Raw genomic sequence first — 20,652 nt, 5'->3', positions numbered from 1 at the left:
TTTTCAGCTTTCTTTGTTCCCTGTTTGAAATTTTTGAGGAAACTCCAAAAATAATATCATAAATCAACGTTAATATAATTTTTTGGTTTGTAGTTTCGCAGAATTGAATTAACTTTGCCGACCAATTTAATTATCATATAAATTTATGGCAACAACAGCAGATATCAGGAATGGATTATGTATCAATTTCAACAATGAACTTTGTACCATTGTTGAATTCCAGCATGTAAAACCAGGAAAAGGCGGAGCTTTTATAAGAACCAAACTTAAAAATATTAAAACAGGAAAAGTACTTCAGAATACTTTTACTTCCGGTGCAAAAATCGATATTCAGCGTGTAGAACGTCGCCCGTATCAATATTTATACAAAGATGATACAGGGTATAATTTCATGCATAGTGAAACATATGAACAGGTAAATATTGAAGAAGAACTTATCAATGCTCCTCAATTTCTTAAAGAAGGACAAGCTGTTGAAATTGTTTTTCATGCAGATACCGAAACTCCATTGTATTGCGATCTGCCTGCTTTTGTTGAATTGCAGGTAGTCTATTCAGAACCCGGAGTAAAAGGCGATACCGCTACCAATACATTAAAACCGGCAACGGTTGAAACCGGCGCAATTGTTAATGTTCCTTTATTTATCAATACAGGTGAAAAAATAAAAATCGATACACGAACCAGTACCTATTCAGAACGCGTTAAGTAAAAATTTATCTTCTTTTTATGAAATTTGAAAAAGTTTTAAAACTCAAGGATGTTGCGGGATTGATTAAAGCTAAATATTCCGGCGATGCTGATTTTCCGGTATGCGGAATTAATGAAATACATAGAGTTGAACCCGGAGATATTACCTTTGTTGATCATCCAAAATATTATGATAAAGCGCTTCACTCTAAAGCTTCAATAGTAATCATAAATAAAGATGTTCCCTGCCCTAAAGGGAAAGCGTTAATATTTTCCGATGACCCTTTTCGTGATTATGTTGCACTGGTAAAAAAATTCAGACCTTTTATTCCTTCATCAAAAAGTATAAGCGACAATGCTGTTATAGGCGAAGGAACCATCATTCAGCCAAATGCTTTTATCGGTAATGATGTTATTATTGGGAAAAATTGCATTATACATGCCAACGCAACTATTTACGACCATTGTATTATTGGTGATAATGTTATTATCCATAGCAATTCCGTAATCGGCGCCGACGCATATTATTTTAAAAGAAGACCTGAAGGATACGATAAACTAGCATCTTGCGGCAAAGTAATAATTGAAGACAATGTTGAAATTGGCGCATTATGCGCTGTTGATATAGGTGTATCCGGTGATACTGTGGTAGGAAAAGGAACAAAAATAGATAATCATGTTCAGGTTGGACATGACACCATTATCGGGAAAAATTGCCTTATTGGTTCACATACAGCTATCGCAGGCGTTTCCGAGATACAAGACGATGTAATTATTTGGGCACGCTGTTCAATAAATAAAGATTTGGTAATTGGAAAAGGTGCAATACTATTAGCACTCTCTGCTGTTGACAAATCTATTGAAGGAGGGAAAACATATTATGGCGCACCAGCAGAAGAATCAAGAAAAAAATGGAAAGAAATTGCTATGATGCGTCAGCTGCCTTCATTAATAGAAAGACTTAAAGCATTAGAAGATCTGGACATTTAATTTATTCAGAAACTTTTTTTTCAATATTTTTTTTCGCAGCCTCTTTTTTAGGATAATAAATATCAAGTGCTACCAGCATGGCAATCATTCCCCAGAAAGGAACTGATGCTTTATCTGTATCGAGAAAATTATTCAACAAGCCATGAATAAAATAAGTTATCAATGAAACCAATATGGTTATTGTAATTAATCTTAATTCTTTTGTATCAACTCGTTTGTATAGTTTTACGCCTGTATATATTACTATTAAAACAATAGCAAGCATACTCAATGTTCCTATTATACCTTCTTCAGCTAAAGGTCCAATATATTCGCTGTGAGCATTACCCATATCACCTGCATTAGTACTAATTATAGTCTTCTCATTTGAATGCTGAAATGGAGCATATTTAAACTGGTATGTTCCGGGACCCCATCCAAAAACAGGACGTAGTTTAAACATTCTTAGTGCCGACTTCCAGCGATTGATACGTTCCAGGTTAGATGCATCTGAAGAAATATTCGACATTGATTGAATATGTTTTACATAATCCTTTGATGAATCCTGTTTGTTTTTTTCGATGTCTCTGTATATATCTTCTCGATATATCAGGAAAACTGCTGACAAAGCAATAATACCACCAATTACAACTTTATAATTAATCTTAAGTTTTAAAATCAGAAAAACAATTAATGCTATTGCAAGACTAAGCCACGCAGCACGACTATATGAAAGAACTACTGCAACACATAATAATATAAATACAAATAAAGAAGATACCCGTATCGATTTGCTTTCTTTTTTATTAAAAATAAATGCAAAGGAAAAAGGTATAAACATGGCAAGTAAAGCCCCGTACGAAGTATGATCGTTATAAAACGGACTCATTACCCAATGCGATGATTGTTCATCAAAACCATATATCGAGTGATTATAAATGGTATAACCAATAACCACGCAAAATGCAATCATGTATAACCAAATAAACCTTTTAAAATTCTTCTGTTCTTTAAAAAGTTGTATTCCCAAAAAATAAAAAGGAATGATAAACCAAAGTTTTGAAACTAAGAATTTAAATGAAACAACAGGCATTGAACTTGTAATTGATGTAATAAAAATCCAGGTGATATATATAATAATTATAACAGAAATCGGATGTTTAAAAATTTTAGAATCATACCTCCCTCGAAATGCAATACTGAATAAGAACATCAGCATTACACAAAATAATAAAGGTTCGGTGGGGATGAAAACTCCTACATTTAAATCAAAGTCGCTTAAATTTACTGAAAGCGGAGTAAAAAAGACAATTAACAATAATAATATATCCACTGAAAAAAACAGGAATAATAGTATTAAAAGAATAACAGGAATAAGGCAAAACCAGTACAGTTCATTAATAATGAAAATACTGTTAAGCACAATAAATATTGCGCTAATAGCATATACCCATTTTATTTTTAATTTATCAAGCACCGGTTGTTTCGCCCAGTTTTTCTTTTTTTCGAGTGTTTTCTATTAATACGATAATCAGAATTGCCAGGAATAAAGTTGTAATAGTAGATACTGAAACAATTATCCATCGAATAGGATATGATTTTTTATCTGCAGGTATAGGTTCGCTCACATAGTTTGTATAAGTCAAATCTTTAACAACATCTTTTAATGCAGCTTCATAATCTTGTTTAAGTTTATTGTATGCATCGCTGGCAGCATAATATAAACTACTTACTAATATAAAATCACCTCCTTTTTTCTGAAGATTTTCAATTGTTGTTTGGGCATTTTTTGAACCAGTCATTGATTTATAATATGCTCTCGAAGCTTCTCTTACCTGTACAGTATAATCAAGTATACCATAATTTTCTCTTAAACTTTCAAGTTTCTTTTTAAGAGTATCTATTTCAATTTGTTTTTTATTTAATTCGCTTTGTGCAATTTTTAAAACTTCTTCTGATTTGTCGCGTTGAAGTTTTCTTGCCTTTTTATTAAAAAGGTTTACCATCTCTTTTACCATTTCGCATGCAATCTTTGCATCGATATCATATATTTCAATAACTACCGATTCATATTCTGTTTTTTTAATATCAACATTACTTTCAAATTTTCTGATTACCGTTGTGTAATAATGAGGAGCTGTTGGGTCAATATCATAATGCTTCACTAAATCAAATTTTGTAATCAAGCTATCGCGTATATCATCCGAGTTGAATAACTGCAACATCAGTTCAGTTGGGGTTTCATTTGAATAAGGTAAAAGGTTTGAGGGGTACAATACTGCTGTTGATTTATATTTAGGCTTTATAAACCAAGACGATGAAAACAATGCTGATAACGAAACGGCAAGTATAAGAAGAACGACGAGATGAATTCTCCATTTTAAAATCAATTTCAGAAGTTGCTCGTACGAGAACATGTTTTCCATATTAAATTCTATTTCTTTATGTAAATTATCATTTACAGATAGTTTAAATCCAGGCAATTTAATTTTCTTCAAATTACTGGCATAATCTACCCTTTCCCTCCCGGGATTAATAGTTTTATTTATTTCTCCCCCACTGGTTTCAGGTTTTTCAGTTTTGTCTGCAACAAAGGAATCATTTTGCTTTTGTTCCTGTTTTCCTGAAACTTCCCGAGGTTCGACAGATGTTCAAGTAAATGTGAACTTATGTCGTTTAATGTTATCAATAATTATAAGAACAAGTACTGCAAGTAGAAATGCTGATAATGTTGAAACCAGCACAATAAGCCATCTTACAGGATATGATTTTTTCTCGGCTTTAAATGCTGAGTTTACAATGAATTTACAGGGCAACTCTTCTTGTGCATCAACTTTAGCTTCTTCATATTTTGTTTTCAAATCGCTTAAATGCTTCTTGTCGTTTTCAAGAGCATCGCGTAATGAAACATAAGCGCCACCATATTCAGAAATTGTTTTTATTTTCTCTTCAAGTTTTTTAGCTCCCGACATATTATTTTGCGCAAGAGCAATTGCAAGTTGAGTATTGTATGCTTCTGCCTGTGTTTCATAATCATTAACCCCTAGTTTGCGAAGCTGTGTAAGCGAGTCTTCCATTTCCTCAACTTCAGTCTTTATCTTTTTATATTCTGCTTCTACAATTTGAAATCCTTTAATTGCTCTTTCTTTTTGCATTGCATTTTTTGTTGAATCGAGAAGCGCTGCAATATCATTAGCAATATCAGCGGCCATTTGTGGGTCTTTGTCAAGGACTTCAATTTCAACCGCCATGAATTCAGTACGCCTGAACGTAATATTATTTTCGTATTCTTTATAAAGAAGTGTATTTTTAAATCTGGACTCAGGGTTTATATCATAATGTTCAAGCAGATTATATTTCTGAATAACACGTGCCCTTATTTTATTGGAGTTCAATATTTGCAATAATTGTTCAGCCTGCTCTTCAGCACCAAATTCGAGAATATCCTGTTTCCCTCCATAATTATCCGACATTAACGCTTTCGAAATAGAATTTGTTGAAGTCGGGAACATAATGACTGTTGCCTTGTATTTAGGTGTAATAAAAAAAGGCGAGGTGAATATAATTCCAGATAATACAGCTATCCCACTAACAATTAAAAGGATTTTTTTCCACTTTCCAAGAAAGGCCAAAAAACTCGTTGAGTCAAAAATATTACTTTCTTGATTACTATTCATGAAAAATATTTTAAATAATTTTTAAGAAAACAAATGTATAAAAAAAAACATTTCAAAAAACAAATGATTATTCATCTCTAATAATGGAAATCATTTTCCTGAAACTTATGATCCTGAGGGCAATTGCTAAAACAAAACTTATTATAACCATAATCATCATTTGGGTAATCCAGTAAAAATGGAGTTGCCGTGAAATATATCCAGCCATTAAAACGCCGAGAACAAATATTACCAAGGAAACCAGATACTTTACATTAATCCGGAACCGGAATATCCTTTGTGCCAGAACAACCTGTACTGCTGATGTAATAAGCTGTGTGGAAAAACTTGCAAAAGCCGAACCGGTAGCATATAAACGCGGAATAAGAAAAATATTAAGAACAATATTGAGCAACATTCCACTTGCGGCCATAATATTCAGTTGTTTCAAATTACCATTTGCTGTTAATAAAGTACCAAATACATATGTTGAAGATATGGGGACAAAGCAACCCATCAATAACCCGAATACCCTTGACGATTCTTCCATTCGTAAATTATATTGGGAAATACTCTCGTTACTGAGATTTAAAGGATATAATAATTTCATTATATCATCACTGAAGAATAATGAGGTTAATGAGACAATGATTGATCCAACAAATAACAACGAAAAAGAAAGTTTGACCAAATCTACAACCGGCTCCTTATGCTTTATCATTTTTGCAAAAAGCGGAAGTAATAAAATGGAAAAAAGATATGCTATCATGTTTGTTGCATCAAGCAACCTATATGCCGATGCATATATTCCCGATTGTGCTTCACCGCTGTGCATTCCAACACCTGCAACTGAAGCATCGGGCAACATACGCTCCATCATTACCGTATCGATCCGGTTATAAAAAGTCATAAGTAAAACCAGTACGGCAAAAGGAAAACTTTTTTTAATGATCATTAAAGAAAATGGAAGGCTCCAGTTCAATTTCAAAAATTTCGATTTGGCTTTTCTGAAAACAATAATTAATGTAATCACGGCTGTACAGAAATAAGCAAATAATTGAGCAAATGTATAAGTGCGTATCGTGAATTCATACGTACCGGGCATACCCCAAAGCAAGAATGCACATACAATGATCATGATCGATCTATCAAGTACAGAAATAAAACTATCGATCTTAAATAAATGCAAGCCCGAAAGATTAGAGCGCAAATACAAAACAAAAGATATTAAAAACTGGTTGAAGGCTAACACTATCAGTAGCATTATCTGTGTATAATCGTAACGAATAATGAAAGCACATATCAAGCTTATCACAAGATATATTCCACCAAGAATTAATTTCAATACGATTATACTCGAAAGATGCTTGCGCAATAAATGATTATTTTGCGCGATATTTTTATTATTAAAATTAGTTATTCCGAAATCGAGCAATATGTTCAGCAGGAACGAAAAACTGAAAATAGCATAATAAAATCCGTAATCTTCTACCCCTACCCTATTCTGTACAGCCCTGTCTATACCCAATATCCAGAAGGGTTTAATTAGGAGGTTCAGAAAAAGAACCAGGGTGATATTCTTGAGAAATTTTTTTAGCATCCCATTTTAAAATCGTGCAAATTTATGAAAGCTTTTCATTTTTTACTAATAGTTATTTGGGTAATCCATTGTAAAAATATACTTTTGACACCATAATGGGCATATTTTTATTATGAAGGTTGTTGTTAACACACAATGTTTAATTAAAAACAAACTGGAAGGGCTGGGATGGTTCAGTTATGAAACATTAAAACGAATTACTACCCAGCATCCCGAACACGAATTTATTTTTGTTTTCGACAGACCTTTTGATCACCAATTTATTTTTTCGGATAATATAACACCTATTATTTTATATCCTCCTTCACGCCACCCTATTTTATGGCATATCCGCTTTAATGAATTATTTCCATTTTTATTACGAAGTTATAAAGCTGATTTATATCTTTCTACTGATGGATGGATGCCTTTACATACAAAAGTAAAAACAGTAAATGTCATCCATGACTTGAATTTTGAACATTACCCGCAAAACCTGCCTTTCTGGTATCGTCAATATTACAGGTATTATTTTCCGCGCTTTGCAAGAAAATCAACAAGACTGGCAACGGTTTCGGAATTTTCGAAAAACGACATTGTAAAAAAATACAAGGTAAATCCTGAAAAAATTGATGTCGTATACAACGGGTGTAACGAAAAATATAAACCTATAGGACCATTACAAAAAGATAACACGCTTTGGAAATATTCCGGCGATCATCCATATTTTGTTTTTGTTGGTTCGCTGCATCCGCGAAAAAATCTAACCAATCTTTTTAAAGCATTCGATATTTTCAAAGTCAATAACAACAGCGATATCCGTTTGCTTATTGTTGGTGAAAAGCGGTGGTGGACAGAAGAAATAAATCGTGTATACGAAAACATGCTATACCGTCATGAAGTTACCTTTACCGGAAGAGTTGATTCAGTGGAGCTGAATAAAATAATCAGCTCGGCAATTGCCATGACCTATGTATCTATTTTCGAAGGGTTCGGGATTCCTATTCTTGAAGCTTTTAATTGCGAAACACCGCTCATCACATCAAATAATACATCAATGCCTGAAATAGCAGGCAATGCAGCACTTTTCGTAGATCCATTCTCACCCGAATCCATTGCCGAAGCCATGGAAAAAATTGCGCTCAACAAAAACCTGAGAGATGAACTCATCGCTAAAGGATGCATCCAGCGCGAAAATTTCAGCTGGCAAAAATCAGCCGATAAACTTTGGAATTGTATTGAAAAGGCTTTGGAATAATTTTTTACTTTTCTTTTACAAGTATCCCTGATTTTATAATTTTCCCTGAAGGCTTTATGATGCGGTAAAAATATGATGCAGCAGGAATTTCATCCAGGCAAATATTTTCATTTCCTGAAAAATCCTTTTCAAAAATCTTTTCACCAAATAAATTATAAATTGTAAAAAAACTTTTTTCATTATCACTGTTCTTCACAAATATATTATCACTGAAAGGATTAGGAAAGACAGTGGTTTTCATCGTTTCATTTTCCGCAATTGATACATTCCCTTCATATGCCATAGCGAAATATAATGTTGCAGCAGTTGCCGCCTTTGCAATTTCTGAAACATAACTGGGATCGAGATGACTTAAATTATCATTTGAAGTGTGAACATAACTCGATTCATTATATTCAAAATAGCCTGTAATTATTTCACCATTACTTTGGAAAGGCATATAGTCGCTGCCATAAGCATTGGTTATTTCAGTTGTAAGCGAAGAATATAATATCGTTAAATTTGCAAGCGTATCGGTAAATGCAGCAGAAGAAGCATTATTTGATGAAGGGCTTGACTGGTCGCTTTCGCATTTTATTTTATTATTCGTTTGACCGGCAACACCACCTACTTCGTCAATATTGAATACAAGCCGAATATCCATATTTTCCGGGCTTACAATATCACTTACATAATGTTCACTTCCAAGAAAACCATCTTCTTCTCCACTAAAATTAATAAAGCGAACCGAATATTCCGTGTTAATATTTTTTATAAGTCTTGCTATTTCAAGGATTATAGCAATTCCGCTTCCATTATCGTTAGTCCCTGTCCCTGTTCTTGTATCATAATGACCACAAACAATTACATATTTATTCGGATAGAGTATTCCGGTTTTTGTTAAAACAACATTATAAAGCTGGTTGCTACCGGATGTATATATATCGCTAAGAATATTTGTATAACTATATTGCGAATATTTATTAACTATCCAGTTTCGGGTATTGTTCAACGCAGTTGTTCCTGTTTGTTTTACACCTAATGATTGAAATTCCTGAAGATTTTTTAAAATGGTATCGTACGAAACATTATTTGCAACAGAATAATAAAAAGGATTCAAGGTTTGCGAATGCACATTACAACAAAAATAATTTATCGTAAAAAGCAGAATGATAAATTTATTTTTCAAGGTAAAAAATATTTAAATGAGAACAACAAATTTATATTTCATGATTTCAAATTGCAAGTAAAAACACCATAAATAGACTAACTGTCGCATTGTATGGACGAATTTTACATATTTTTATTTATTAAAAAGTTATAATTTTTGTAGCATTACTAAAAAACAAAGAAAATCATTTACATTTGTTTTCTAAATATTACGAATATGAAAAAATATTTTATCAGCATTTTATTTTTCGTTTTACTCTTCACTTATTCTGATGCACAACAAACCCTTGATGGTTATCCTCAGCCACGTCCAAAGAATTGTCAACCTGTAAATATTTGTCCGCGCAATACATTATTTTTAGAAGAGAATGTTCGTTTTAAAAATTTATTTGGACTCAGCTCTATAAACTGGGACCACACATTGATATGCCGCGAAAATTATTTACTAAGCTATACTCTTGGCATTGATTTCTGGTCGTTCAAAAAAACAAGGACAGTTGGTGTTCCCGCAACTTTAAATTTAATGCTTGGCGGAGGAGCGCTGATGGTCGAAATAAGCGGAGGTCTGAATTATCTTTATGTATATAAAAATTATAATGACTCAACTGATACCTATGATGACAAGCAGCATTATCTTGGGTTACTTGGACGAGTCGGTTTGCGATACGAAAAACAACACAGCATATTTTTCCGTGCCGGATACACACCAATGTATTCACTTATGAATTACGATAAGATTCCAATACTTTCAGAAAAGCGCTACAATTCAATGTTTGGGTTGGGTGTTGGATATACTTTTTAAATTGCAAATGGATAATAGAAAATTGGGAAGATAAGTCATCCGTCTTCTATCTGCAATTTTTCAATAAACTTTTCAGCCAAAGACAGATGACTACTAATGACTATGAATGACAGCGAAGCTAAATAACAATTGAACAGTTCAGCCATTCAGTAATTTAAAATTTGGAATTTGATCATTGGTGCTTAAACAATCGTCCCTGCCATGTATTTCGGTCTTCTATTCTTTTTTCAATTCGTTGTAGAATCTGGTCGGTGCGTAATAAACCGAAACCACCTTTTACTAAAAAACGCGGCGGGACTTCGGCTGTAAATCGTTCAATCAAAATTTCAGGATTTAATCGTTCGATGAAATCAATAATAAAATCAATATATTCATCAAGGTTGAAAATAAAATATTTCTCAGGATTCATTTTATAATCATCAACCATTGCTGTATCTTTAATAATTTGCAACTGGTGAAATTTCACAACCGTAACCGGAAGTTTCGAAATAATGTTTGCTTCTTCAAGCATTTCTTCCCTGCTCTCACCGGGCAATCCAAAAACCAAATGAATCCCGTTATGTAAATTTCTTTTTGCAGTTTCCTCAATTGCTTTTACCGATTGTTCAAATGTATGACCACGATTAATTTTTTCAAGAGTTTTGTTATAACACGATTCCACGCCATATTCAATAGAAACAAAATATTTTTCTGATAACTCTTTTAAATAGTCTAGTTTTTCGTCATCAATACAATCAGGTCGTGTACCAATTACAAGGCCAATAATATCGGGACATTGCAAAGCTTCTTCATACTTTGATTTTAAAATATTGATGTCGGCAAATGTATTCGAATAAGTCTGGAAGTACGCCAAATACCTACCAGCCCTGCGATAGCGGTTAGTATGAAATTGTATTCCTTCTTCTATTTGTTGTGAAATAGATTTTTCCGGTGAACAGTACGATGGGTTAAAAGCATTGTTATTACAATAAGAACAACCATTTACATTTATTGTTCCATCACGGTTCGGACAACTAAAACCTGCATTAACAGACAGTTTCTGAATTCGCTCACCAAATTTATTTTGAAAATAATTCGTAAGAGCATTATAGCGTCGCTTATGATTCCAGGGAAATTCCAAATAATATTTTTTGTAAAAATAAAAAAGCTGCCCGATATGAATAGCTTTTTACAAACATTTATTTATTTCTACAGGTTTAGCTTTTAATAAACTTTTTATATACTTTGAAATTTGATGAAGATAATTCAATAAAATAAATTCCTTTCGAAAGTTTTTTGACATCCATAGTTTTTATTGTTACACCCGATGCAGGTTTTATTTGTTCTGACAAAATAACATTGCCTGTAATATCAAATATTTTCACAAAAGTATTTCCATTGGAGAAAAATGAAATATTAATTTCATCTGATGCAGGATTAGGATATATAGAAACAGAATTATTTTTTATTTCATCAATCCCGGTAGTGGTGCATAAAATATGGTGTGTAATCCTTGGTGATGCATTTAATGAATCATTGAATACATTCCATGAAGACGCATTATTCTTTAAATAATAATCTAAATATAATTTCACAAAATCGAGAACCACATCATGCTGTGCTTCGCGTGATAATGGATGCGAACAGGTTGTTTCACCCAAATTGCAAGTTGTGCTGTTATCGCCAAAATAACAATGTCCGCCACCGGTAATACTTAAAAAAAATTTACAGTTACTTGCCAGGCTATCATACATTGGCTGCTGGTTGGTAGAAGGCCCTGCAACACAATCAGCCGAACCCGAAACAACAAGTGCAGGAATAGTAACGTATTTAGCTGCTGTGATTGAAGAAGGATTTGTTGTAGCAGCTGCAAATGTAACCATGCATGTGGGAACAGTATTATTCTGGCATCCGAGAAATGAAGAACCACCGCCCATTGAATGTCCCATTATTGCTGATTGCGGAGCGATATGTCCATAGAATAATGAAGCAGGTGTATTCCCTTCCATCTTCATTTTATTTACAAGAAATGCAAAATCAAGTCCGAAGTTGGTATGACTGGGTGATGTCCAACTGCTTTCGGTAGTAGGAAAAACAACAATATAACCTCGTGTTGTCATTGTATCTTTAAAATACATATAAGCATCGTAAGTCATAGCAAACCCATGACCAAATACAATTACAGGAAATTGCCCTGAAGCAATAGGAGTAGTTTCACCTGCTGATGTCGCAGGATAATAAACATGTGTTGCAACGCTTCTGTTACTTCTTGCAGAATCAATATACGTTATTGCCTGATGACCTATCAGGTACTGGGAAAATGTTTGAAAGTTTATGAAGATTAGAATTGCTGTAAGAAAAAATAATATTTTTTTCATAGCGATGAAGTTTAGTACAATAACAAAGATAATAAAAAAAATTGAAAGTAGAATATATTTTAATTAAAAGTTTCATTAATAAAATATAAATCTACAATATCAAATAAAAAAGGGCTGTCAATAAAAATTGACAGCCCATATCAAGTATAAAAAATATCTTTTAGCTTGTTGCGTTCTCGAGTCGCTTGATAATTGAGAAAATAAATATAGCTGAAAGAATACAGCAAATTACAAATATTGACCACAATTGCCATAATGCGAGTTTTCCCCAGAAGAAACTTCCGACAAAAAGAAATTTATTCCCAACAGCTGTTGCAAGAAGCCATCCGCCCTGCATTAATCCCTGGAAACGTGGCGGTGCAACTTTCGACACAAAGGATAAACCCATCGGGCTTAAAAATAATTCTGCAACAGTAAGAATAAGATAACTGCTGATTAGCCAATAAGGTAAAACTCTTGATTCATCTGGTACCGGGTTATATTTAATATTACCAGCAGCATCTGTATATTGTAGTTCGTGAGGAGAAACTAAATTCAATGAAGCAACTAAAATAACAACAAAACCAATAGCTGCAATTATCATCCCATAGCCTATCTTTCTTGGGTTTGAAGGTTCAATATTTTTCTTCTGCATCCATGAGAATAAGCCCATAACAGGAAATGTAAGTGCAACAATAAATAAAGGATTGAATGATTCAAATATTTCCGGCGCAATAGGATTGCTTGATGAATAGCTTGAAACAAGATAATAAATCAATCCTCCGAAAATAAGGAACATTGCGCATCCTGTAATTCTTACTTTTAAGTTCTTCCTGAAAATAAGAACAAAACCTGCGATAGTGCCTATAAAACATAATATCGAATTAAGGTTGAAAAAGATATTTGTAAATGAATCTACCGTTTTTACTGTATAATCTCTGGCAAAGAATGTCATGGATAGCCCGTTCTGGTGAAATGACATCCAGAAAAATATTACAACGATAAAAACCATGATCAACGAATTAACTCGAGGACGTTCTTCTTTAGTAGAGATTTGCATTATCCATGAAACAAATGCTACAAATAATCCTACAGCTAATCCTAATTTATAATTATCGAGAAGGAAATAAAAAATGAATGATGTAACTGCCATCAACCCTAATGATATTAATAGAGATGTAATACCTTTTGCTCCCATTAATGATGCTTTGTTTCCATTTGCATCTTTTGGAGCTGCACTTCTTTCTTTCCTTGGTAATTTTTTATTGAAAATAACATATACCAGCAACGAAACAATCATAGCGCATGCTGCAACACCAAAAGCATAATTATAACCTGTAGAAAAAACATGAACATAATCCGTTGCAAACTTGCTAAGATCGGTAACAGTTGTACCCGAAACTTTATTAGCCAGTTCCTGGAATTTATTTAGTGCATCAGCATCAACCAATTCGCCTCGCTGAAAAGCATGACATAACCCGGGCAAACTTCCATCATGTGCATAGCCATTAACATTCAGCCACCAGTTACGTACACCTGTAGCAATAAATGGAGCAAAGAATGCACCTACATTAATTCCCATATAAAAAATCATATAACCGGTATCACGTACCTTGGCAAATTTTGGGTCATCATACATTTGCCCTACCACAGCCTGTAAATTTCCTTTGAATAAACCATTTCCAAATGCAATAATGAATAATCCGGCTACAGTTACTCCCAGTGATAATCCGGGAATAGCAATCATTGCATAGCCTCCAAACATTATGACTATTCCAAGCAAAATGACCAGCTTATATTTGTTAGTCGAATCGGCCAGAATACCTCCAATTAAAGCCAATGCATAAATGGCAAAATAAAACCAGCTGTAATAATCGCCGGCAGCTTCTTCCGATAGTCCATACTTGGCTTGCAAGAACAAAGTCAGAATGGCCATCATGGTGTAAAAACCAAATCGCTCTCCCATATTCGAGAAGAAAGCGACCAATAATCCTTTAGGATGATTCTTTAACATGATTTAAAATTTATATGAATAATTATTTTTCTATTGCAAAAATATATAAATAATTATGTAATGCAAATCATATAAAAATTGGAATGGTTATCAGTGGTCATTAAATAAATACCAAGTACATCATATATTTTTTATTGACAATTCTATAATTTCTTTATTTAAGGACTAAAGTACTTTATAATTGTGGGTTTCGTAATAGCCCCGACCTTAAGGTCGGGGCTATTAAAACTCTATGAAATTGGGCTTTAGCCCGAAAAATACTGAATAATTAACAAACCATTGTTTTATCATTTCAAAACTTTATCCTCAGCTGCACTTTAATTTCACTTTTTTTATTTCCGGCGATTTGTGTAAGCCCGCTACTTATAAGTGTCTTGTTATCATAATAGGTCTGGGCAAATCGCAACCATATATCAAAATTTCTACATACTGAATAATGTGTGGTAATATAAAAGCGGGCACCTTTATTATAAAAGGCAGGAACAGAATACGAATACAGAACATCATTTTCAAAAGCATAAATACGGCTGTCGTATGTATCGCAATCAAACAGGGCATAGCGCACAGAAAATGAAAACGGGCTTTTCATTTTTTTAAAATTTATATCCTGATAAATGATGTAACCTTGCTGCGGCGCTTCATCACTAACTTTATATGATAAAAACTCAACTCGGTTTTTCAGCGTTACCTTTGAATTAACTTTATAAACAGCATTAAAGCGATAATTTTGTTTTAGCGTTGGTTCAACATTATCAAATAATACATCTTCACCAGAACTATTTAAATTTTTATTTTTCTGTCTGTATAAAAAATACATTTCTGTTTTTTTTGAAGGCGCCCAGTTTAATTGAAACAAATAATCGAGCGCTTTGGAAGGTTCATCAATCCTATACTTGAGCCAGGAAAATGAAACATTATCAATATATGCTGTTATTGAAACCGCATGTACAGGTTTAAAAATAAATCCAGAAAAAATTCCTTTTTCATTTGCCAGATTGCTGTTTTCGGCAAATGCGGAACTATATAACGACTGATATTCTTTTTCATAATTTCTGTACAAAAATGATAATGATATTTTTTTGTCAAGACTTAATAAGCATCCATTCATAAAAGCTTTTCCGCCATTCTCACTTCGTGATAGCTCACCAAATAAATTCATATTTCGGAAAATATAACTGTAATCAATTCCAATATTTGAGTTTTCATTTCCGGAAAATTCAAACTGATCATACAATTGGAATTCGCGTTGCAACATAGCGCTATACTTACTTTTAAAAGCAGTAGCGCCAATATTTATTTTTTTTATTTTACCCGAAATATGCGCGCCGTAAATCAATTCATTTATTGCATCTTTATTAGCCAATTCATTGGGTGTGGAATGCAAACCCGTTTCCTGTAATGACGAAAAACTTATAACTTCATCTGTTGAAGTATCATTTTCAGTAATATTTCCATCTATTTTTTTGTTTGATAAAAATAATGACAGTTCAATATTTTTATTTCCTATCGTTGTTGCAATGCCACGCATAAAACGGTTTTCATCCGAAGAAGTATAAGGTTTGATGCCTTGCCCGTTCTTTTTTATTCCCATTGCATCGGACGATTTCCCAAAACCCAGTCCCGACCATAATGTGAGTCCCTGCCCGTATTGCACCTGGTAATCGCCAACAGCCAATGCTTTAATAAAACCAAAATCGCGAATAAAAAAATGTGCCGAATAAAAATCAAAACCGTTTTTCTGTGAGCCTTTAAAAAATTCTTCTCCTGCATCTTTCTCGGCTGTAATGCCAAAACTTATATTGTTATAATAAGTGAAACGATATTTAGCAAATATTTTTTCAGGACTCCCAACATAGCGCGAATTGGGACTTTCAGAAAGCGCCGAATCAGTGATTGCAGAAAAACCTTGCTGTTCTTCAAGAACCTTCTGATATCTTATGATAAACTGACTGCTGCTATTATCAAGCATTTCCTTAAAAGAAAAATGGCGATTGTTTACATCTCCTGAAACATAAACATATGGCAACAATTTATTGATTGTCGCAATATCAAATCCCGAAATGCCCTGTAATTCATAAAGCGAAATAAGTTTACCGTTTGCAGCAATATGTTCAAGCAAATTATTTATTTGAATATCATTCAGAATAAATAGTTTTTTTAGTTCCGCTTCATCAGTTTTATTAAGGTTTATCGGATGATTTCGATAATAATCCATATCTTCAAGCAATTCAGTATAATCCAGCTCAGCATCTGTTTGTTCGGCAATGCTTTCTACTTTTTGAAAAACATCTTCATTACCTGTTTCAATTGTATCAACTTCTTGCGCCGATACATTAAATGCGAACAACAGTGTAAGGAAATATGATATCTTGAAAAAATATTTTAATTGCTTTTTCATAAAACTTTTCAGTTTGAAGAAGCGGTTGTTTTTGAAACATTGAAAATCATCGAGAATTGCGGTGAAAAGCCTAACGTTTGATGATATGATGTTGCAAAATCGAGTTTGAAATTTTTAATTTCTATTCCAAAACCAAAAGCATTCAAAAAAGGATTTGTTGCAATTCCTGTTCTGAAATATATTTCTTTTACCGGATGATATTCTACACCTGCCTTAAATACAGCTTTATATTGAATATCTTTTTCCGTTTCTGTATTCAGTAAAACCTTTTCTGAACATAAATATGATAATCCAACTTTCACTACAGTCAGGATTCTTTCATCATTATATTCTGCAATTTTTGCTCTTGCAGGATTATAAATATGCCCGGCAATACAAAGGTTTTTATTCAATTGATAACGTAGTCCTATTTCTCCGGCAACAGTTGATCGGTTTCCATAATTCTCCGCAATATGAGTTGACAGGTAATCAAGTTGTATTCCCATTGAAAAATTTTCTGAAAATTTTTTCGCGTATGCAAAACCTATTTTACTTTCATTGTACATTGAATATCCAAAGTAATTCATGCTTAATCCCAAAACACCAGCTTTTATTGGCATTACGACAGCGCCTGCTTTTAATCCAAAATTTTTTAAACCAAAACGATTTTCATAATAAATACCTGCTGAAATTTTTTTTATTCCGCATAGTCCTGACTGGTTATTATATATTGACCAGAAATCATTAAGCGTAACGGATGCATTTGCCATTCCGGCTGAACGACCACCTACCGGAAAATTTTCACCCGTAGCAAATAAATTAATACCAATAATTAATAAGAAAAATGAAATTATTTTTTTTATACTCATCTAAATATTCTTTTTGAAAATATTTTCAGTTACAAATAAAAAAATATCACAACAAAACTCAAAGGACTATTTGATAGCTGGTAAGGTTTTACATATACCTGGTGATTCTGGATTTATATCTGGTATTTGATTAATTACTATTTTTGCAAATCATTTGAACAATGTGAAAAATATTTTAAAATCATTATTAAAACAGGTTTGTTTTTGGTTTTTATTCTTTGCTTTTTCAAGAATAATTTTTCTCGTTTACTATCACAAATACCTTACAGGCATACATTTTTCAAACATCCTTTCGATATTCATTCAGGCACTGCATCTCGACCTGAGCACCATTTGCTATATCATGGCATTTCCTGTTTTGATACTTACCATTCAATTATTTTATTCAAAAAACTTTCTTAATATAATTAACCTCATTTATAATTTTATCCTGATCTTTATTTTTTCAATTATCACAACTGCTGAACTTGGCATATACGATGAATGGAAAACCAAATTAAGCGCTAAAGCAATCCGGTACCTTGAAAATCCGGGTGAAATTTATAACTCCGCATCTACATGGGTATTCATACTATTACTTTTTATTTTGATTTTTCAATTTTCAGTTGGAGCTTTTGTATACAAGAAATGGGTTTGGCATCAAATAAAAAATGCTGCCGGCAAAATATATTTTTCTTTTCTTTTCATTATTATTACTTTCCCCTTATTATTAATAGGGTTGAGAGGCGGATTGCAGCAAATTCCCATTACGCAAAGCAATGCATATTTTTCAAAACATGATATTTTAAATTTAACTGCTGTGAATTCAGGATGGAATTTAATAAAAAGTTTAAGTCAAAACTATAATTCCATTGATAAAAATCCATTTACCTATTTTGATTCTGATGAAGCAAATAAAATTACTGAAGAAATCCTTACAACACCTAAAGACACAACCGTTGAAGTTTTAAAAAATAAAGCGCCAAATATTGTTTTAATAATTCTTGAAGGCTGGTCAGCCGATCTTGTTGAATCATTAGGCGGAGAAAAAGGCATCACACCTTGTTTCCACGAATTAGAAAAAAATGGGATTTTATTTACCCATATGTATTCAAGCGGAACACGCTCGGAACAAGGAATGTCGAATATATTCGGCGGCTTTCCATCGCATCCGCTTAATGTTATAACACGCCAGCCTGATAAATTCATTAAACTGCCAAGCCTTACTAAAACCCTTGGCAGTAAAGGATACCATTCATTATTTATTTTCGGCGGACAACTTTCGTATGGCAACATGAAAAGTTATATTTACTTCAATAATTTTGACAAAATAATGGAAGAAGATGATTTCAGCAATAGTTATTCCCGCGGAAAACTTGGCATACATGATGAGTTTATTTTTCCTGAATTTCTTTCAGAAATAAATACTTTGCACTCCCCATTTTTTGCAGCAATGTTCACATTAAGTTCGCATTCACCTTACGACATGCCTAACTTCAAGGAAAACATTCAATGGCCCGAACTGGAAAAAGAATATGTGAATGCTGCTTATTATTCCGACAGTTGCCTGGGTGATTTTATTTCAAAGTCAAAAAAACAAGCATGGTTTAAAAATACTCTTTTCGTTATAGTCCCCGACCACAGCCACAGTTCATACAGGTCATATGAATACTGGAATATGAATTATGCGCGAATTCCTATGCTCTTTTATGGAAATGTGATCAAAGAAAAATACCAGGGTTCTGCTTGCAATAAATTCGGCTCACAGGCCGATATTGCCGCAACACTGCTGCATCAGACGGGAATATCAAGCGAAAAATTCAGATGGAGTAAAAATCTTTTAAATCCTGCAATCAATGATTACGCCTACTTTTCAAACGAAACAGGTTTCGGGTGGGTTTGTCCTGATGGTGATTTTTCGTACGATCATTTTATGAATAAATATTTTGAAGAAAAACTTCCCGCCGATAAAAAAGATTCCATTGAAAAATACGGAAAAGCATACCTTCAGGAATTGTATCAGGAATTTTGGAATTATTAAAGAACGTTTTTAATTTTTTGTTAAAAGTTTCTAAATAAATTTTTCATTTTCATTTATTGAGTTACTTTGCATTTGGTATGTATAAAAAATTTATTCTCATATATTCGCTTTGCCTTGCATTTTCGGACATATGCTTCGGATGGGGAAAAGAAGCACATCAGATAATTATTGAAATTGCAAAAAGCAAAATCGATAAACCTATACGCGATTCGGTAGATAAATATCTTAACGGCATGTCGTGGGAAGAAGCCTCTATATGGATGGACGAAATTAAAGATAAAAACAAATACGACTACATGAGCGAGTGGCATCATTTGCACATGGATAAGAATTCTATTTATAACAGCAATATTAATAAAGGCGATAACATTGTCAACCAACTTAAAAATGCAATAAGTAAGCTGAAGAAAAAATATAAACTTTCAAATGAAGATATAAATTTCTATCTAAAAATCTTATTTCATTTAATGGGAGATATCCATCAGCCGCTGCATGTAGGCTATGACTCGGATAAAGGCGGAAAAGATGTGAAGGTAAAATTCAAAGGTTATCCCGATGATTTGCATGAAGTGTGGGACAGCGATATCATCCGTTACAAAAAATTATCGTTTAATGATTATCAGAAAACATTAGCAGGGATACCAAACTGGTATCTGAAACAAATTCCAAAGGTTAATATTGTGGGCTGTATGTATCAAACACGTAAGCTGCTCGATGATGTGTATAATTATTCGCACAATAAATTAAGTGATGCATACATTGATAAAAGCTATGATATTATTAAAAATCAGATTCTGCTTGCCGGATTGCGTTTAAGTATTGTGTTGAATGAAATATTTGGAAAATAAAATAGCTACCGGTTCTTCCTTTTATTCCTACTGAATTGGAGTTTCCTCAAAAATTTCAAACAGGGAACAAAGAAAGCTGAAAATCGTC

The 20,652-nt window shown here is 33.0% G+C and carries 17 protein-coding genes; 7 read left to right on the top strand and 10 right to left on the bottom strand.

From position 1 onward, the window contains the following. Positions 1-145 precede the first annotated feature (145 nt). Together efp and PKK00_13865 are read left to right on the top strand one after the other, a co-directional pair. Positions 146-709: an elongation factor P gene (gene efp / locus PKK00_13870; protein ID HNW99489.1), complete on the top strand. Its 564-nt coding sequence runs from the start codon at positions 146-148 to the stop codon at positions 707-709. Between the two features lie 17 nt (positions 710-726). Continuing rightward, on the top strand, positions 727-1,677 hold the full coding sequence (locus tag PKK00_13865; GenBank protein ID HNW99488.1) for a UDP-3-O-(3-hydroxymyristoyl)glucosamine N-acyltransferase: 951 nt from the start codon (positions 727-729) through the stop codon (positions 1,675-1,677). A gap of 1 nt (position 1,678) precedes the next feature. Here PKK00_13865 and PKK00_13860 read toward each other — a convergent pair whose 3' ends face one another. Beyond that, positions 1,679-2,629 carry an O-antigen ligase family protein gene (locus PKK00_13860; GenBank protein HNW99487.1) on the bottom strand — a complete coding sequence of 317 codons (951 nt, stop codon included), beginning with the start codon at positions 2,627-2,629 and terminating at the stop codon, positions 1,679-1,681. 70 nt (positions 2,630-2,699) lie between these two features. Between PKK00_13860 and PKK00_13855 the strand changes: the two genes are divergently transcribed. Continuing rightward, positions 2,700-3,179 (top strand): hypothetical protein, encoded by a 480-nt coding sequence (locus PKK00_13855; GenBank protein HNW99486.1) that lies wholly within the window; start codon positions 2,700-2,702, stop codon positions 3,177-3,179. Here the strand turns inward: PKK00_13855 and PKK00_13850 are convergent. The 3 genes from PKK00_13850 to PKK00_13840 form a co-directional block, all read right to left on the bottom strand. Continuing rightward, the gene (locus PKK00_13850) at positions 3,126-4,139 is read right to left on the bottom strand and encodes a hypothetical protein (GenBank protein HNW99485.1); all 1,014 of its coding nucleotides are present in this window, start codon (positions 4,137-4,139) and stop codon (positions 3,126-3,128) included. The genes PKK00_13855 and PKK00_13850 overlap by 54 nt on opposite strands. A gap of 168 nt (positions 4,140-4,307) precedes the next feature. Then, positions 4,308-5,333: a Wzz/FepE/Etk N-terminal domain-containing protein gene (locus PKK00_13845; protein HNW99484.1), complete on the bottom strand. Its 1,026-nt coding sequence runs from the start codon at positions 5,331-5,333 to the stop codon at positions 4,308-4,310. Positions 5,334-5,400: 67 nt separating this feature from the next. Next, positions 5,401-6,912 (bottom strand): oligosaccharide flippase family protein, encoded by a 1,512-nt coding sequence (locus tag PKK00_13840; protein HNW99483.1) that lies wholly within the window; start codon positions 6,910-6,912, stop codon positions 5,401-5,403. A 112-nt stretch (positions 6,913-7,024) separates the two neighbouring features. Here PKK00_13840 and PKK00_13835 point away from each other — a divergent pair, with 112 nt between their 5' ends. After that, a complete protein-coding gene (locus PKK00_13835; GenBank protein ID HNW99482.1) occupies positions 7,025-8,149 on the top strand; it encodes a glycosyltransferase family 1 protein in 1,125 nt (374 codons plus the stop codon). Positions 8,150-8,153: 4 nt separating this feature from the next. On the opposite strand, the gene PKK00_13830 is transcribed toward PKK00_13835, so the two are convergent. Next, positions 8,154-9,317 carry a M28 family peptidase gene (locus PKK00_13830; protein HNW99481.1) on the bottom strand — a complete coding sequence of 388 codons (1,164 nt, stop codon included), beginning with the start codon at positions 9,315-9,317 and terminating at the stop codon, positions 8,154-8,156. A gap of 198 nt (positions 9,318-9,515) precedes the next feature. Between PKK00_13830 and PKK00_13825 the strand changes: the two genes are divergently transcribed. Further along, positions 9,516-10,100, top strand: a complete 585-nt coding sequence (locus PKK00_13825) for a hypothetical protein (GenBank protein HNW99480.1) — start codon at positions 9,516-9,518, stop codon at positions 10,098-10,100. A gap of 172 nt (positions 10,101-10,272) precedes the next feature. Here PKK00_13825 and PKK00_13820 read toward each other — a convergent pair whose 3' ends face one another. The 5 genes from PKK00_13820 to PKK00_13800 all read right to left on the bottom strand — a co-directional run bounded on the left by PKK00_13820 (position 10,273) and on the right by PKK00_13800 (position 17,696). Beyond that, on the bottom strand, positions 10,273-11,220 hold the full coding sequence (locus tag PKK00_13820) for a TIGR01212 family radical SAM protein (protein ID HNW99479.1): 948 nt from the start codon (positions 11,218-11,220) through the stop codon (positions 10,273-10,275). A gap of 76 nt (positions 11,221-11,296) precedes the next feature. Continuing rightward, entirely contained in the window at positions 11,297-12,457 is a 1,161-nt protein-coding gene (locus PKK00_13815) for a T9SS type A sorting domain-containing protein (protein HNW99478.1), read from the bottom strand. Between the two features lie 160 nt (positions 12,458-12,617). Continuing rightward, on the bottom strand, positions 12,618-14,450 hold the full coding sequence (locus PKK00_13810) for an MFS transporter (GenBank protein ID HNW99477.1): 1,833 nt from the start codon (positions 14,448-14,450) through the stop codon (positions 12,618-12,620). Between the two features lie 292 nt (positions 14,451-14,742). After that, positions 14,743-16,848, bottom strand: coding sequence for a helix-hairpin-helix domain-containing protein (locus PKK00_13805; GenBank protein HNW99476.1), 2,106 nt, complete (start codon positions 16,846-16,848; stop codon positions 14,743-14,745). Between the two features lie 8 nt (positions 16,849-16,856). Next, positions 16,857-17,696: a hypothetical protein gene (locus PKK00_13800; protein HNW99475.1), complete on the bottom strand. Its 840-nt coding sequence runs from the start codon at positions 17,694-17,696 to the stop codon at positions 16,857-16,859. Positions 17,697-17,859: 163 nt separating this feature from the next. Between PKK00_13800 and PKK00_13795 the strand changes: the two genes are divergently transcribed. Both PKK00_13795 and PKK00_13790 read left to right on the top strand, forming a co-directional pair. Further along, complete coding sequence (locus PKK00_13795; protein ID HNW99474.1) at positions 17,860-19,716, top strand: LTA synthase family protein; 1,857 nt, start codon at positions 17,860-17,862, stop codon at positions 19,714-19,716. 77 nt (positions 19,717-19,793) lie between these two features. Then, on the top strand, positions 19,794-20,564 hold the full coding sequence (locus tag PKK00_13790) for a S1/P1 nuclease (GenBank protein ID HNW99473.1): 771 nt from the start codon (positions 19,794-19,796) through the stop codon (positions 20,562-20,564). The last annotated feature ends 88 nt before the right edge of the window (positions 20,565-20,652 follow it).

This window comes from Bacteroidales bacterium (assembly GCA_035353855.1).
Lineage (GTDB): Bacteria > Bacteroidota > Bacteroidia > Bacteroidales > CG2-30-32-10 > DAOQAK01.
This window is presented reverse-complemented; position numbering and strand designations above follow the sequence as displayed.

What these genes read in the sequence shown, in the direction of transcription:
- PKK00_13840 (HNW99483.1), bottom strand. Translation starts at nt 6,912, where the DNA reads ATGCTAAAAAAATTTCTCAAGAATATCACCCTGGTTCTTTTTCTGAAC.
- PKK00_13805 (HNW99476.1), bottom strand. Translation starts at nt 16,848, where the DNA reads ATGAAAAAGCAATTAAAATATTTTTTCAAGATATCATATTTCCTTACA.
- PKK00_13815 (HNW99478.1), bottom strand. Translation starts at nt 12,457, where the DNA reads ATGAAAAAAATATTATTTTTTCTTACAGCAATTCTAATCTTCATAAAC.
- PKK00_13865 (HNW99488.1), top strand. Translation starts at nt 727, where the DNA reads ATGAAATTTGAAAAAGTTTTAAAACTCAAGGATGTTGCGGGATTGATT.
- PKK00_13855 (HNW99486.1), top strand. Translation starts at nt 2,700, where the DNA reads ATGATAAACCAAAGTTTTGAAACTAAGAATTTAAATGAAACAACAGGC.
- PKK00_13790 (HNW99473.1), top strand. Translation starts at nt 19,794, where the DNA reads ATGTATAAAAAATTTATTCTCATATATTCGCTTTGCCTTGCATTTTCG.
- PKK00_13810 (HNW99477.1), bottom strand. Translation starts at nt 14,450, where the DNA reads ATGTTAAAGAATCATCCTAAAGGATTATTGGTCGCTTTCTTCTCGAAT.
- efp (HNW99489.1), top strand. Translation starts at nt 146, where the DNA reads ATGGCAACAACAGCAGATATCAGGAATGGATTATGTATCAATTTCAAC.
- PKK00_13825 (HNW99480.1), top strand. Translation starts at nt 9,516, where the DNA reads ATGAAAAAATATTTTATCAGCATTTTATTTTTCGTTTTACTCTTCACT.
- PKK00_13860 (HNW99487.1), bottom strand. Translation starts at nt 2,629, where the DNA reads ATGATTGCATTTTGCGTGGTTATTGGTTATACCATTTATAATCACTCG.
- PKK00_13835 (HNW99482.1), top strand. Translation starts at nt 7,025, where the DNA reads ATGAAGGTTGTTGTTAACACACAATGTTTAATTAAAAACAAACTGGAA.
- PKK00_13845 (HNW99484.1), bottom strand. Translation starts at nt 5,333, where the DNA reads ATGAATAGTAATCAAGAAAGTAATATTTTTGACTCAACGAGTTTTTTG.
- PKK00_13800 (HNW99475.1), bottom strand. Translation starts at nt 17,696, where the DNA reads ATGAGTATAAAAAAAATAATTTCATTTTTCTTATTAATTATTGGTATT.